General features: G+C 40.4%; 7 protein-coding genes. 2 read left to right on the top strand and 5 right to left on the bottom strand.

All coding sequences use genetic code 11. From position 1 onward, the window contains the following. Positions 1–723: 723 nt before the first annotated feature. Complete coding sequence (ggt, locus tag BM073_RS15560) at positions 724–2418, top strand: gamma-glutamyltransferase (protein WP_091655254.1); 1695 nt, start codon at positions 724–726, stop codon at positions 2416–2418. Positions 2419–2514: 96 nt separating this feature from the next. Here the strand turns inward: ggt and BM073_RS15555 are convergent, their stop codons facing one another. From BM073_RS15555 to BM073_RS15535, 5 genes are all read right to left on the bottom strand, one after another. Next, positions 2515–3468 carry a CHRD domain-containing protein gene (locus BM073_RS15555; RefSeq protein WP_091655253.1) on the bottom strand — a complete coding sequence of 318 codons (954 nt, stop codon included), beginning with the start codon at positions 3466–3468 and terminating at the stop codon, positions 2515–2517. A gap of 206 nt (positions 3469–3674) precedes the next feature. Beyond that, on the bottom strand, positions 3675–4685 hold the full coding sequence (gene galE, locus BM073_RS15550; protein ID WP_091655252.1) for a UDP-glucose 4-epimerase GalE: 1011 nt from the start codon (positions 4683–4685) through the stop codon (positions 3675–3677). 71 nt (positions 4686–4756) lie between these two features. After that, complete coding sequence (locus BM073_RS15545; protein WP_175557932.1) at positions 4757–7765, bottom strand: PKD-like domain-containing protein; 3009 nt, start codon at positions 7763–7765, stop codon at positions 4757–4759. Positions 7766–7902: 137 nt separating this feature from the next. Continuing rightward, positions 7903–11583, bottom strand: a complete 3681-nt coding sequence (locus BM073_RS15540; RefSeq protein WP_091655250.1) for a PKD-like domain-containing protein — start codon at positions 11581–11583, stop codon at positions 7903–7905. A gap of 36 nt (positions 11584–11619) precedes the next feature. Then, positions 11620–14760, bottom strand: a complete 3141-nt coding sequence (locus BM073_RS15535) for a PKD-like domain-containing protein (protein ID WP_091655249.1) — start codon at positions 14758–14760, stop codon at positions 11620–11622. Positions 14761–14926: 166 nt separating this feature from the next. Here BM073_RS15535 and BM073_RS15530 point away from each other — a divergent pair, with 166 nt between their 5' ends. Then, positions 14927–16546: an ABC-F family ATP-binding cassette domain-containing protein gene (locus BM073_RS15530; protein ID WP_091655248.1), complete on the top strand. Its 1620-nt coding sequence runs from the start codon at positions 14927–14929 to the stop codon at positions 16544–16546. Position 16547: the final 1 nt, after the last annotated feature.

Raw genomic sequence — 16547 nt, 5'->3', positions numbered from 1 at the left:
AATAAACGAACTGGTTAGAATGCCTGTCCCGATTCTCGGGAAGGTCGCGGCTCTCGATAGTTATCGGAGCGAGTCCCGTCCATTCCGCTTAAAGTCCCGAAGAGATTCGGGACTTTTTTGTTTTTGTACCCATTAGTTCCTCGGAATTTGCAATTCCGAGGCCCTATCGTAGGATTTTCAATCCGATTTAAACAGAGCTTTGTCCTGTCTTGCTGGCATAATGCCTCTTTTTCAAAAGGAGTTCTCGGGCCAGCGCTGGGTTGAGGTTAGGTACAAGGATCCAGGGGTTAAAACCCCTGGCTATTTTATTTTTCGCTCCTAAGGAGCTTTTGATGCGGGATGGTCTCAAGGTATATCTTACCGAAGGCATATCTTAATTTATCTTGAAAAGTATCTTCTCTATTATTTCGCCGAAGGCGTATTTCAATATATTTCTACTGTATTTCAACTAAAATCCCCCTTGCCCCCTTTTATAAAGCTTTCGTCCTAAACCTTATTTACATTTTCAAAGGGGGAATTGACCCTTATCGTGCCGCAGGCATATCTTAATCTATCTTAAAAAGTATCTTTTCTATTATTTCGCCGAAGGAGTATTTCAATATATTTCTACTGTATTTCTGCAAAATATATAAAGCCCAAATCTGAGAAATTCACCATTCAACCAAGTTTGACTTGCCCAAATTAAGCTTCCAACTTAATATCGAATCAAATTCGACAAATCATATGAAATATATTGCTTTGATGATTAGCTTCTTGCTGATCAGTTTGGGAACCAAAGGACAAGATCGGGTTACAGGAAAGAACTTTGCTACTCGATCTGAAATCGTCGCTCAAAATGGAATGGCTGCCACCAGCCAGCCTTTGGCGACACAAGCTGCTTTGGATATTTTGAAAAAAGGAGGAACTGCCATGGACGCAGCTATTGCAGCCAATGCCATGTTGGGTTTGGTAGAACCTCATGCCTGTGGAATTGGTGGAGATGTTTTTGCCATCATCTGGGATGCCAAAACTCAAAAACTTTATGGCTTCAATGGAAGTGGAAGAGCTCCAGCTAGTTTGACCATGGAAGTATTTAAAGAAAAAGGGCTAAACTATGTCCCTTTCTTAGGACCTCTTCCTATTTCTGTTCCCGGTACAGTGGACGGTTGGTTTGAAATGCACAAGCGCTTTGGAAAGCTATCCATGCAAGATATCCTCCAACCTGCCATTGATTACGGAAACAAGGGTTTCCCTATATCAGAGGTTATTGCCTGGCAGATGAATAATAACTGGCCTCGAATGCAAGACCTTCCGGGTTTCAGGAAGACTTATATGCCAAATGGAATATCAACTCCTAAAAAGGGAGATGTTTTCAAAAACCCTGATCTCGCAAGAACTTATGATCTAATTGCCAAAGGAGGAAAAAAGGCCTTTTATGAAGGTGAAATAGCGAGGACCATAGATCGTTTTATGAAAGAGCATGGAGGCTACTTAAGCTACGAGGACCTAAAAAATCATACTTCCGAGTGGGTAGACCCTGTAAGCACCAATTATAGAGGTTATGATGTATGGGAGCTTCCTCCAAATGGGCAAGGAATCGCCGCATTACAAATGCTAAATATTCTGGAAGGATTTGACATCAAATCTATGGGCTTTGGAAGTGCTGAATATTTACATGTATTGACTGAGGCAAAGAAGCTAGCATACGAAGACCGGGCAAAATATTATGCGGACCCTGCTTTCAATCAAATTCCCGTAGATTACCTGATTTCAAAGGAATACGCTGCTGAGAGAAGAAAATTAATAGATTTCCACCAAGCTGCAGATGAATATCCTGCTGGAGATATTGAAAAAGGGAATACCACCTATCTAACTGTAGCTGATTCGGAAGGAAATATGGTCTCCTTTATCCAAAGCATTTATGATGAATTTGGATCTGGCATGGTACCTGACGGCCTGGGATTTGTCTTACAAAACAGGGGGCAAATGTTTAACGTTCAGGACCCAAACCACTGGAACTCCTTAGCTAGAGGTAAAAGACCATTTCACACTATTATACCTGCATTTATCACCAAAGACGGAAAGCCATTTATGAGTTTTGGCTTAATGGGAGGAGCGGTCCAGCCGCAAGGACATGCCCAAATTGTAGTCAATATCATCGATTTTGGAATGAATATCCAAGAGGCGGGAGATGCTCCAAGAATGCGTCATGTCGGCTCCTCCCAGCCTACTGGTTCCCATATGACTTCCGGAGGTTCGCTCAACCTAGAAAGCGGATTTTCTTACGAAGTGATCAGAACCTTGGAGGAAATGGGACATAGGGTGGAGTTTAGTGTGGGGCCTTATGGAGGCTATCAAGCAATTCGATATGACCCTATTCAAAAAGTTTATTTTGGTGCATCCGAATCCAGAAAAGACGGTCAAGCTGCTGGATACTAAAAAAAATTGAGGTATTTTCTTACCTCAACCTCTAAAAAAAAGCCCTTCAAAGAAATTCTCTGAAGGGCTTTTACATGTAATTTAAAGAATGAATCCTTAGAAGTTACCTCTCAACTCTCCGCTTGGAACTAGATCTGAATGCACATTAACATAAGCATAGCTTGTTCTCATTGCTTCCCTCAAGATCATCAGGTCTCCGCCCATTAACTTACCTCCTAGACTTTCGCTGGTTAAGGTTCCTTTAACATATACTCCCTCTACAGGTCCATCTCTTCTTTCACCATCTAAAGTTACTACCACCGGGCCATTAGCTCCTGGTTCAGCAAGATGTATATGCGAGAATCGAATGTCTGAAATATTGTCAACATTCACCTGGAAGTCTACAGAGGAATTCTTTTTATTGAATCTGAAAATAGCTACTCCAGTCGCATCAGTTTCTACAGCTGGAACTTCATTCAGACCAGATAGCTTGATAGTGAAATTATCATTATTGTTTGGTTGAACCATGCTAACTTGTCCTCGTAGCTCCCCTGAAGGAAAAGAAGAGGTATGTATGTTCACATAAATTCTACCCATGTTGATTTCCCGGACTAAGTCAGAAATCATTTTTCCGTCTAAAGGTCCTGAAAGGTCTTCCATTTTGATCATTCCTTCTGCAACCACTCCGTTTTCCAGTCCAGATGGATCTTGAGCGGGAATCAAGGTTACTACTACAGGACCATTTACTCCCTCTGCTGCATTATGCAAGTGAGCAAAAATAATTCCTGTGGTGTTTGCAACTCTCACTTCGAAATTCAGGCTTTTACCATCAGGGCTTAAAGAGAAAAAAGCAGCGCCCGCACCGGAAGAATTGACAGCAGGAACTTCTTCAGTTCCAATCAAAAAGGAACCAAATTCCATCATTTGGCCTTTTCTGGCATTTTCGTCACCAGTAAACTCTACATTTGAATCATCTGCCATAGGAATTTGAGCATCCTCCATGCCTTGGCAGGCAACAAAAAACAGCATTACAAAAATGCTGAAGTACACACTTTGAAATAAATTTTTCATGATTTTTTGGGTTTGAATGTTAAAATCGAATAAAAGAATTACGTAGGGTCAACAGGAATTGGATTGACCTGGTTTTCAAAAAGTTGCAATTTTATGAGTGTAAAATGCAGTAATTGATACAGGAAGATTGAATCCTTATATCAAATGAAAATTAACAGGTATGTATAATCAAAAAAAAAATCAGCTTCAGAGAGCTGATTTTATTTTTAATTCAAAGTTTTCTGCCAATTCCAACTATCCCGAAGGGAATCTTCTAAGGAGTATTTCGGAAACCAGCCCAATATCTGATTGATTTTTTTCGTATCTGCCCAGATTTTAACTACATCACCAGGACGCTTAGGTCCGATTTCATAATTGAGTGTTATTTGATTGACTTTTTCAAAAGTCTCAACTACTTCTAATACCGTATTCCCATGGCCAGTTCCGACATTGAATACATCGTAAAAATTAGCACTCTGACCGCCCAAATAGTTAAGCGCTTTTACATGTGCATCTGCTAAATCCATCACATGAATAAAATCCCTTACACAAGAACCATCTGAAGTATCGTAATCATTTCCAAAGACAGTCAGTTTATTTCTTAATCCAGCGGCTGTTTGGGTAACAAAGGGCACCAAGTTATTTGGAATTCCATTGGGTAACTCTCCGATTTTAGCACTAGGATGCGCACCAACCGGATTGAAATAGCGGAGTGAAATCACTCTAACTCCAGCTTTACTTTTCACATAGTCAACCAAAATATCCTCACATACTTTCTTGGTGTTCCCATAGGGACTTTCAGCATCTTTTCGAGGTGTGGTTTCTGTAACAGGCAAAACATCCGGTTGCCCATATACTGTGCAGGATGAAGAGAAAACCAAATCCTGAATTCCCTCTTTTTTCATAAAATCCAACAAGACCATCAAAGAGCCTAAGTTGTTCTGATAATACTTCAATGGCTCTTGAGTACTCTCTCCCACCGCCTTAAAAGCCGCAAAATGAATTACTCCGGCAAGTTGATGTTCTTTTCCTATTTGATTTAAAATTGATGAGTCATTACAATCTCCTTTGTAAAAAATTGGTTTGTAACCCATGATTTCTTCCAGTCTATCGATAACTGACTCACTGGAATTTGATAAGTCATCTAAAATAATTGGGGTGAGACCCGCTTCTGCCATAACTACGGCAGTGTGTGAGCCAATATATCCTGCCCCACCGGTAATTAATATTTTTTTCATTCTTGATTAAAAATTCCTAAAGAACAAATCTAATCCAAAGGATAAGATCTCCCGAATTTTTGATCAAATCTTTAATTGATTAAGGTAAATGTTCCTCGTTTCTCATCAGTATTCAAACCATTTTCCAAGCTATACTGATAGGATATATAGTAGGAATAGGCTCCCGGTGGCATAGGATTGGCATTGTGATTCCCATCCCATCCTTCTGTCCCAGAAAAAATCAATTGTCCCCATCGGTTGAAAATCATTAATTTATAACTGATGCTACAATTGGATATAGGTTGATAAGGGCCATCTTTGGGCGAAAATCCGGTAGGCATTCGAACCTGAGGCCTCGATTCCGACACCTTACCCAAACCTGAAATTTGGCAGCCTTGGGAATCTGTGACTGTCACCGAAAATTCACCTGAAGGAAGATTTTCCAAAAGCGCCAATGCTTCGCCATTTTCCCACTGATAAGTATAAGGTGGAGTTCCTCCAGAAACTTTAACTTCCAATGCCCCATCCAGTCCTCCAGGACAACCTGGTGTCAGCTCCTCAAATTCCAACTTGAGGGGATCAGGACCGGTAATTACCAATTCAAATGGCATAGTACATGATTTGGAGTCCTCTAGTAAAAGCTCGAAAGTTCCTTTGCTCAATCCTGTAAATGAAAGACGGCTACCATCCCATTCAGATTCAAATCCAATTACTTGATAAGGCGGTTCTCCACCAGAAATTTCCAAGACAGCTCCTCCACTGGACTCAGCAGCACAACTTACATCTGTCACTGCTATTCTATTAATCAAAATAGGTTTAGGATCCTCTAGGGATATATTCAACTGAATTTCCCCACAGCCGGCTTGATCGATCACTTTTACCTGATAGTTACCAGCAGGTATGTTCTTTAAAAAATCCCCCTGATTTTCCGGAAATCCCTCCCATTCAAATATAAAATCTCCAGAACCTCCTTCTATGAATAGGAAAATTTCCCCATCACTTTCTCCAGGACATGAAGGAGAAATTTTATTTCCTTCAGTTACAGTAAGTGCATCAAAAGATCCAATGTTTAAAATTTTGGAGACGCCGAAGCAAGAGGGATCAGAAGACAAGCTTTCTTCATAAAAAACACTTCTTTCAGAGGCATTTTCATCCCACAAAACTACGATCTCTTCAGTCGATTGACCGGATAGAATTTGACCTCCGCTAACCTGCCAGAAATAATCTTTTCCATCCACTGGATAGGGTACAGTGTAGGTAAGTGGCTCGATGGTACTTCCGCATAGTCCTGCCTGTCCGGAAGGTATTTCAGGCTCAATATTATTCTGGATTTCTACCTCGATCTCCAAAACCTCTCCTAAACAACCATTTTCAGCAATAGGTGTAATGCGAATAAGTCCTGTACCTTCAACTACATCCCAATTCACTAAGGCAAATTCCTCATTACTTTGAGTGATCTCCCCTCCTTCTATTTCCCAAATCACTTGATCTGTATTGAGAGAATTTTCAAGATAATATCGAATTCCTTCAGCACCGGGACAAAGAGAGGCAGGCCCTTTCAATTCTGTTTCAACGAATGTAACTTCTATTTCAAATTTGAATTCTGTTTCGCTATCACAAGCTCCTGTTCCTGTAGAAGCAGTTATAACTACCTCATAAGTCCCTTTTTTCGTGAAAATATGAGAGACTTCCTGACCGCTTTTACTTGTACTCCCATCACCAAAATCCCAAGAGAAATTAATGAATTTGGGATCATCGGGAATAATCTTCCAAAGTCCTTCTTGATTGAGACAGGCTACCTTCTCTCCTTCAACTTCAAATTCATAGCTCGATTCAGTTTCAAACTGGACATTCTCCAAACTTGCACCAATAGCAAATCCATAGGACTCAATAGAGCCAGACCCATACACATATCCTATCAAACCTTCTGGGTTTGAAACAGAATTAACTCCAAATGGAACTTTGATTCTCGTATAGCTCAAGTTCGTGCCGGAAACTTGTAAAAAATTACCGCCAACGTTTTGGCCATTCAGGATAGTTTGACCCTCTGTCCCTGAATTTACTAATAGCGTTAAATAATGCTCGATATTTTGATTAAACCCACCGATGAGCTTGCCGGTAGAAAAAATAATATTCTTGAGCATTTGTGAGTTTGGACTCAAAACAAATAAAGAAGGATCTCCTAAAGGTGCAACGCCAAATTCATTGCAAGCCGCACTTTTTGCAATCACAGCTGCAGAGATGGGCTTATTTGCATCTATTCTGGCGATGTCATTCTTACCAAACTCAAATTTGGCGCTTTGTCTGGCATTTAAAGTTGCCTTTACCTCTCCGTTTATTCGTACGACAGTTCCATCCTGTGAGGCTAATACCTTTACTATTTCACCGGATGTTCTTCCTGCTAAAGGAATATGAATATATTCTTTACCCCAGGTTTGAATAGGATATGCCTGCTGGAAAATGTGGTCTCCACTGGTTCCGCAATCTCCTGCAGAGCTGGTCTTATTACCTCCAAAAACTGCTATGAGTTTGCAATTATTTTGATTGGCATTTAAAACCTTTATTCTGGAACCTGTCAAATCTCCTTCTGCCTTGACTTGATAACTTTCTCCCTCATTCAACACAATCCGAATTGGTGCTCCAGCAGGAATTGTATTGACTGTTCTTGCAGCAGGAATGATCTCAATTTCTGTATCATTTTCTGTGGCAACAACCAGTAAAGTACTTTCAAAATTTTGATTACTTCCTGGATTTTGACCTGGTCCGAAAACATCATAATGAGCCATGACCAGGTATTCGGTGCTTAATGAGCTGTAAGGAAGCACCACAGTTCCATCTGTGCTGTATTGTCTTCCATTGATCGCATGGACAGCCAAATCGCCCGAAGAGGTGATTCTAAAGGGTCTATACTCTACCTGTCCACTCTCCCTATGAATAACTCCTTCATCTTCTCCATCAAATTCTCGGATCAGTTGCTGACCGGCTTCTAGAGAAAATGAAATTGCCTGTTTGGGGGTTTGAATGATTCCTGAGGCTTTTTCATTGGCTGTTATGATAACCACGACTTTATCAGGCTGAGAGTTCCTGCGGTTATTATCCATGAAACCAATATAAAAATCTCTACCTAGGGTACTATTTTGGGAAAAAGCGGAAAAGCATACCAAAAAAATTGGCAAGAATGTCCAAATCGTCCTTTTCCACACTGAATTCATCTGCTAAAATCTCCTGAATCAGAAATTTACCTGATTAAGGTGAAAATTCCAGACTTTTCTTCTGTCTCTATTTCACCTTCTTTGCTGAATGTGTAACTCAAGACAAAAGTATATGTTCCAACTGGAGCTTCATTTCCTTTAATCATACCATCCCAACCTTCAGTTCCGACGTAGACCATCCCTCCCCATCTATCAAAAACTTTGAGGGTATAGTTCAGAGAGCAATTAGAAACAGGATAATACAATCCATCAGAAGGCAGGTATCCTGTAGGCATTCGAACCTGCGGACTAGTTTCTGAAATCCTTCCATAGGCCATTACCTGACAGCCATTACTATCCGTCACCGTAACAGCATACTCTCCGGAAGGCATATCACTGATAAAGTTAGATCCAAAATTTGAGGTACTAGAAGTAGAGCGGACCTCTGCGATTCCAGAGCCCAAGTCCCAAGCATATTGATAAGGTCCTACACCACCTTCAACTTTTACAGCCAACCTTCCAAAACTTCCTCCGGGACAACTTTCACTTTCTTCTACGAAGCTGACCTTTAACTCCTCAGTACCTCCAATTATCCCATCTACTGCTAAGCTACAATTGGTAGCATCTAAGACGAAAAGGGTAAATGGACCTTTTGACAATCCTTTCACGGTAAGTTTTTCACCATCCCAAGTAGAATCAAATCCTTCCACCTTATAAGGTGCCTTGCCTCCTGTCAAATAAGCGATAAAACCACCATCACCCGAATCTGAGCAAGTGGTTCTCATGTATTCCAATTCTCGGATTAACTCCAATCCTTTTGGCTCTGATAAGGTCAAGCTAAATTTGGCTATCCCACAACCTGATACATCTTTAACAGTTACTTGGTATTCACCCGCAGCAATATTTTCAAGCTTATTTACTTTTACAGTAGGATATCCTTCCCATTCAAATTCATAATTACGTGTCCCCCCTTTCACTTTGATCTCCAAAGCACCATTGGTTTCACCTGGACAAGAAGCCAATGTCTCTATCTGCTCTTGAAGCAGAATTGGTTCTCCAGTCTTAATTTTTAAAACCTCTGAGCTTCTAGGACAAACGCTTTGATCCTGAATTTGCTCAGAATAAGAAATGACTTTCCCCTCGCTGGAATTCTTCCATTTTACAGTAACTGATTTACCGGAATTTTCACCGATGATTTCTCCTCCTTGAATAGCCCAAGAATATTGAACTCCTGTCTGAGGATTTGGAACTTCATAGACTTGATCAGGAAAATCGGGTCCACAAAGGGTTTCAATTCCTTTCGGCTTCGGTAAAACTTCTGATTCCTTTATTCGGATTTCCAGAGATATCAACTCACCAGGGCAATCAGATTCATTGTATGGTATCAGTGAAAGCCCCATATTTTCAGTTTCCTCAATCCATCGAATTTTCACAAAATCATCACCTGTTTCTAAGATTGAACCTCCTCTTACATCTACCCAATCCAAATTTCCAAATGGGGTTGTTGATGAAAAAGTGTAGGTAATTTCTGAACCCAGACAAACTTCTTGATTTCCGTTTATTTGGGCATTCTCAAAAAGTATTTTATCCAGTTTTTCAACAATCAATTTCTTAGAAATACCTCCACATGCATCCTCTGTATTGGTAATCGTAAAAAACACCTTGCGCTCCTCTGCATCATCATCCCATAAAATTGCAACTTGTTTTTTATCTGCCTCACCAGTAATCTTTCCCCCTATCACTTCCCACAAGATTGACCCAGTGAATTCAAAATCTGCGGGAATTTCATAAACCAGAGACTGCTCTTGTATTCCACAAATACTTTCAGGGCCGAGTGGAATTACATCAAGCCCTGTACTTCCAAGTTCTATATCCAGAATTATTTCTTCTCCTCTACATCCATTTGGTGCAAAAGCCACCGCTTTAATTTGACCGGCATCGGAAGTTTCACTCCATTTCACCGTCAAAGAATTAGCTGATTGGCTCACTATTTCTCCACCGATTACCTCAAGCCATTCCAGCTTTTCGAAATTGGCAGTCTCTCCTAATTCGTAAACTTGAGTACTTCCGGGACAAACATTGGTTTCCCCTTTGATCTCTGCTAGTACCTTTAGGACTTCCACATCAAAAGAATAGGTTCTTTCTAAGGCACAGCTGGCTGCTCCGTTAGAAGCTAAGACAGAAACAGTGAATTTCCCTTCTTTTATAAATGTATGCTTGGCTTCTTGTCCAAAAACAGGGTCAGAACCATCACCAAAATCCCATTTAAACTGAGTGTAAATCTTACTTTCAGGTTGAATCATCCAGGTTGCCTCTTGACCAAAACAAGCCACTCTTTCACCCACTACCTCAAACTCATATTTACTGTCTGCCTCGTATTCAGAACTTTCAAAATTTGCTCCTGCAGAAAAGCCGTAGGAATTCAAATTACCGGTTCCATAGGCATAGGCAATCAATCCTTTAGGATTAGAAAGTGAATTTGTACCTCCACTTAATTTGATCTGAGCATAGTGAAAATTTGGATTTCCTGGAACGGCTTTGAATTGATCTCCGATATTTTTTCCATTCAAAATCGTTTCATTCACTGATTCAGCTGGAACAATTACATTGACAAAATGCCTAAGGAATCCATATGACTGCAGGGAGTTAAAAACGATGGAAGATATCCTCTCATTATTTGGATTGTAGGTGATCATCAAAGGGTCACCAAATTTAAGGGGGCCTGGAGTATCACAGTCCTGACTTTTCGCAATTGCCGTAGCTGCTATGGGTTTATCAGATTTGATAGTGGCAATATCAGTAGACTTAAAATCATAGATATAAAATTCACCTTCATTCAGAGTCACAGGTGCTAAGCCACTGACTTCGATGGTGGTATTATTTTGAGAAGCCACCACTTTGACTAATTCTCCGGCTGTCCTTTCCAAAAGAGGAATGTGAATGAATTCATTTCCCCAGGTAAAAAGTGGATAGGTCTGTTGAAATAAGTGATCTGATGTAGAACCGCAAGTTCCCCCCTGAGTCATTTTATTCCCTCCGAAAACGGCAACTCTTTTACAATCATCAGAGCCAGAATTGACCACCTTTACTCGTGTTCCTGTTAAATCGCCTTGTCCTTTTAACTGATAACTCTGACCTTTATTTATTGTGATTTTCACCGGTGAACCGGCTGCAAATCCATTGACAGTAGGTACGGTAGGATTAATTTCAACTTCTGTATTATCCTCTGCCGAAACAATCAGCACGGTGCTTTCAAAATTATTGGGAGAAAGACTGATGTCATTATAATGAGCAGTGACAATATAATCCTTGCCTATAGCTGTAAATGGCAGAATAACACTTCCGTCTGAACTGGTAGACCTGAGATTGAAAGCATGGACAGCTATTTTGCCAGAGGAAGAAATGTATACCCCTTTATTGCTGATTATACCTGAAGAACGATGAATGATGTCTTCAGTCGCTGTGGTGGGAATTTCATGAGTGAAAATTTTCCCCTTGGCTATTGAAAAGTTTATGGTCTTCCCCAAGTATTGAATATAGCCAATAGCGTCTTCAGTAGCCGTAATGGATATTAGGGCTTTATCCTCATTGTTTTCCTTCAGGTTATTTTCCATAAACCCGAAATAAAACTCCGAACCGACGGTGCTCAACTGGGCGAAACTACCTTCGCTCAGGAAAAATGAACTCAACACCAAAAAGATCAAAAAGAATCTTTTTGCGTGTTTCATTTATATATAAGGCATAAGCAGATTAGGGTGATCTAGCTATCTAATAAGAGCAAAAGCTCCGGATTTGTTTTCTACTTTTAATTCATCTTCCAATAAAAATGAATATTGGAAGACATAGGAATAAGTTCCTGATGGCGCATTCACTCCAGAAACCGTGCCATCCCATCCCTCAGTACCTGTATAGATAAGTTGACCCCATCTATCGTATATCCAAAGTTGGAATTGCAACTCACAATTGGAAATACCTTCGAAGAGATCCTTATCTCTTTGTGGAAAATATCCTGTTGGAAGTCTAACTTCAGGTTCGGCTTCTTCAACTATACCTTCGCCTAAGCTTACACATCCTGAACCATCTGTGACAGAAACAGCATAATTTCCTTTCGGAACAGCAAGTAATTGATTACCAAGGGTGGATTGGAAGTCCCAAGTATACACATAAGGTCCGACTCCACCAGCAGGAAAGGCAAATAATTCTCCATTACTTCCGCCTGGGCAGGCAGGCTTCTCCATTCTTACATCTACCTCAAGGGCAATAGGTGATGTTATTTCGAAATCTAGCGGAATGCTACATCCATTGGCATCCAACAACTCCCAAGAATATTCACCTTGAGGCATATCTGATAAAGTTATACTTCCAGTGAAGGTATTTAAACCTTGATAATCAATTGTATAAGGAGCTACACCTCCAGTTATTGTAAAACTTACTTTTCCATCAGGTTTACCAAAACAGGAAGTCCCAACCGGACTTATAGATTGGATAGCTAAAGGTTCAGGCTGAACTATTTCCAAGTTTTCTAAAAGTCTTTCACAACCTAACTGATCTGTGACTTTTACAGAGTATAGACCTGCTATTAACTGCAAAGCATCAGCAGAAGCTAATCCTGAATCATGAGACCATTCAAAGGTGTATGGAGCAACTCCGCCAATTACTTCCAATCCAATCTCTCCTGAATTCAATCCCGCACAGGAAATTGGAAGCAGTCGAGCTACATTGACTACAAACTCATCTTCTACTTTCACTTCTATTTCGGAAGATTCTCCCTCACAAAGTTCATCAACCAAACTAAAAACCTTGTAAGAAACAGCCCCTAAAACGCCGGGCTGATTCCAGGAAACCTCAATCTCAGAACTCCCTTGACCTGAAACAATCTCTCCCCCCGTCACAGTCCAAGTATATCCTCTTCCTGAAGAAGCACTTGGAGCTGAATAAGTGTGGAAAACAATAGGATCAAAACAAACCTGCATTACTCCCTCGGGGTCTTCTGCTTCAATTCGCTGATTAATTACTACTGATTTGATGATTGGTTCTCCAGGACAACCGTTTAAGGAATAAGGAATTGCTTTAACAAAGGCTGCATCATTGGCCGGCCCCCAATTAATTAGAACTGAATTATCAGTGGTTTCGATAATTTCTCCACCCTCTACCTCAAATTCAACCCTACTAACATTTTCAATAGCTTTGAATGAATATAGTAATTCCTCGACATCAGGGCAGACAGACTCTGCTCCCAACAGCTCTCCTTCTGTTTCCAAAACAGTGACGCTGAAGGTAACCTCCTCGCGTTGATCACATGAATTAGGGCTGATAGCTGCCAAAACACTTACCTCATATTCTCCTGGCTCAGTAAAGGTGTGAGTCACCTGAGCACCTTCTTGGATATCACTACCATCTCCAAAATCCCAGACAAAATAGGTGAAATCTGGGTTTTCAGAATTGATGATCCAATCACCTACCTGATTTAAACAGGCAATATTTTCACCCTGGACATCAAATTCATATTCGGATTCTGTTTTGAAATTCAAATTATCCAAAGCGGCACCGGCTGCATATCCGTAAGATTCTAAATCCCCAAAACCGTAGGCGTAGGCTGCAAAACCTTCGGGATTAGAAAGTCTATGCACTCCTTGCGAAATATTGACACGGGCATATTGAAAATCTGAATCCCCGGGAAGAGTTGAAAATAATGCCCCTATATTTTGACCATCCAGAATAGTTGAATTTTGGCTTCCTGTCTTGACTACGATATTTACATAATGATTAACTATGGATGGCAAGGCAAGGGACTGAAAGGTTAAGTCCTTTAAAAATTGCTCTGATGGGCTATAGGTAATCATGAAAGGATCTCCAGTATTCGAATTTGGAGAATTTGGCTGATTACAGGCTTGGCTTTTCGAAAACACTGTCACCGAAGAAGGCTTAGAAGTTTCAATTTTTCCAGACTCGTTAATGCCAAATTCGATGGGGATCCAAGTTCCTCTATTTACTGTGCCAACTGAAACTCCATTGACACGCACATCTGTATTGTCCTCAGAGCCTAAAATTTTGACTAATTCCCCAGAAGTTCTACCTGATAGTGCCACATGAACAAATGAAGTCCCCCAAGTATTCACTGGATAAGCTTGCTGAAACAAGTGATCATTTGCCGCACCACAATTCCCTACTGAGGTCCATTTATTTCCTCCAAAAACTGCAATCTTTTTACACTCATTGGCATTTTCTCCTATCACCCTAACCCGGGTTCCAGTCATATCTTCTTTGGCTTTCAGCTGATAACTCTGCCCCCTATTCAAGTTGATTGAAAAGGGCACTCCCGGGTTTCCTCCTCCTAAGGTATTGACAGAAGTAGTGATTTCAATCTGAGTATTGTCTTCGGTTGCGATGACCAACATGGTACTCTCATCGTTGATATTCCCATTGAAATTCACATCTGCGGTCAAAGTCTCATAGTGAGAAGTAATGTAATAGTCCGTTCCCAATGCTCCAACCGGCAAAACCACAGTTCCATCGGCACTTCTAAAGCGTTCATTATATGCGTGAACAGCAATTTTTCCAGTACTTGAAATATAGATTCCCTTATTTTCTGTGGTTGCTGAGTTCCTATGCAATAAATCTAAATCTTCAGAAGGTACTCTGAGGGTGTATTGTTGTCCAGCTGTCATGGAAAAACTTACCGATTGTCCCAAGTACTCAATAGTTCCTGTTGAATTTTCGCTGGCTGTTAAAATCAAAACTGCAAAATCAGGTGCTCCATTTGAATTTCCTGAAGGTGGTACTCGGTTATTATCCATGAATCCCACCCAGAATTCTTTTCCCACAGTAGAAAGCTGAGCAAAAGAGAAAGTACTTTTCGCCAGAAAAATGATTAAAAGAATTGTTGTCAGGTAAAATTTCCTCATTCTACTCGGTTAAGGGAACTATAATTTTTCAATATAAGCAACTGAATAAAATATTGTTGAGAAAAGATGTCAGATGTGAGGGATTATCATGTAAATGGTCTGGTATTACAGGAAAAGGAATAATATAATTCCTATCTTTGCGCCTTCAAAAAAAAGAAGCTAATACATGATTTCAGTAGATAATCTTTCCCTCAAATTTGGAAAAAGAACCCTTTTCGAAGATGTCAATCTTAAATTTACTCCCGGCAATTGCTATGGTGTGATTGGCGCAAACGGTGCGGGTAAATCTACCTTTCTTAAAATCCTTTCCGGAGATATAGACAGTACCTCAGGATCCATCAACATCACTCCTGGTCAAAGAATGGCTGTTTTGAAGCAGAACCACTTTGAGTTCGATGAAGTAGAAGTTCTTAAAACGGTTTTGATGGGACATAAAAAGCTTTATTCCATCATGTCTGAAAAAGATGCTATCTATATGAAAGCTGATTTTTCTGAGGAGGACGGGATTAGAGCTTCTGAGTTGGAAGCAGAATTTGCTGAAATGGATGGTTGGAATGCAGAATCTGATGCCGCTGCCCTACTTTCAGGCTTGGGGATTTCGGAGGATTTGCACTATCAGCCAATGAAAAACCTGGCGGGTAATCAAAAAGTAAGGGTTCTCCTAGCTCAAGCTTTATTCGGGAATCCTGATATCTTGATTTTGGATGAACCTACCAACGACTTGGATGCTGATACCATCGTGTGGTTGGAAGATTTTTTGGTCAACTTCAAAAACCTCGTTATTGTAGTTTCTCACGACCGTCACTTTTTAGATGCCGTATCAACACACATTGTGGACATAGACTTCGGAAAGATTAAGATTTACTCTGGTAACTATACATTCTGGTATGAGTCCTCCCAGTTGGCTTTGAAGCAGCGTTCTGATCAAAACAAGAAAGCTGAAGAAAAGCGAAAAGAATTACAGGAATTCATTGCCAGATTCTCTGCCAACGTGGCAAAGTCCAAGCAGGCAACTGCCAGAAAGAAGATGTTGGAGAAGTTGAATGTGGATGATATTGAGCCATCTTCGAGAAAGTATCCGGGCATTATGTTCAAACCGGAAAGAGAAGCCGGGGACCAGATTTTTATGACCGAAAACCTAGAATTAAAGCAGGATGGGGTTACTTACTTTACCGATGTAAATCTAATGGTAGACAAAGGAGATAAAATTGCCTTTATCTCTAAGACCAAGCAGGCGGTAAATAAATTTTTCCAAACCATTATGGAAGAGATTCCTGCTACCAAAGGCTCTTTCAAATGGGGAGTTACGATCAACAAGGCCTACTTGCCGAATGATAACTCCAAGTACTTCAATTCAGATCTTAACTTGATCGATTGGTTGAGACAATATTCCAGCAATCAGGAAGAAGCATACGTTAGAACTTTCTTGGGAAGAATGCTTTTCACCGGGGAAGAAACATTGAAAAAATGTACGGTTCTTTCCGGTGGTGAAAAAGTTCGATGCATGATTTCTAAGATGATGTTGCAAAATCCTAACCTATTGGTAATGGATGAGCCTACCAACCACTTGGACTTGGAATCTATTACAGCTTTCAACAATGCGGTTATAGAGTTTCCCGGAACAGTCTTGATGTCATCCTATGACCATGCTTTTGTACAGTCATCTGTCAATAGAATCATAGAATTCACACCAAATGGAACCATCGATCGCAGAATGCCATACGATGACTATTTGGAAAGTGAGGAGATCAAGGCACTTCGCGAGAAAATGTACGCTAAAAGTTAAT

Origin of the sequence: Algoriphagus ornithinivorans (assembly GCF_900115305.1) — a bacterium.
Classification (GTDB): Bacteria; Bacteroidota; Bacteroidia; order Cytophagales; family Cyclobacteriaceae; genus Algoriphagus; species Algoriphagus ornithinivorans.
Note: the sequence above shows the minus strand (reverse complement) of the source record. Positions and strands in the feature narration are given on the sequence as shown.

Bases quoted from the DNA above. Each gene is read 5' to 3' on its own strand.
- BM073_RS15545 (WP_175557932.1), bottom strand. From the start codon at position 7,765: ATGGATAATAACCGCAGGAACTCTCAGCCTGATAAAGTCGTGGTTATC.
- galE (WP_091655252.1), bottom strand. From the start codon at position 4,685: ATGAAAAAAATATTAATTACCGGTGGGGCAGGATATATTGGCTCACAC.
- BM073_RS15540 (WP_091655250.1), bottom strand. From the start codon at position 11,583: ATGAAACACGCAAAAAGATTCTTTTTGATCTTTTTGGTGTTGAGTTCA.
- BM073_RS15530 (WP_091655248.1), top strand. From the start codon at position 14,927: ATGATTTCAGTAGATAATCTTTCCCTCAAATTTGGAAAAAGAACCCTT.
- BM073_RS15555 (WP_091655253.1), bottom strand. From the start codon at position 3,468: ATGAAAAATTTATTTCAAAGTGTGTACTTCAGCATTTTTGTAATGCTG.
- BM073_RS15535 (WP_091655249.1), bottom strand. From the start codon at position 14,760: ATGAGGAAATTTTACCTGACAACAATTCTTTTAATCATTTTTCTGGCG.
- ggt (WP_091655254.1), top strand. From the start codon at position 724: ATGAAATATATTGCTTTGATGATTAGCTTCTTGCTGATCAGTTTGGGA.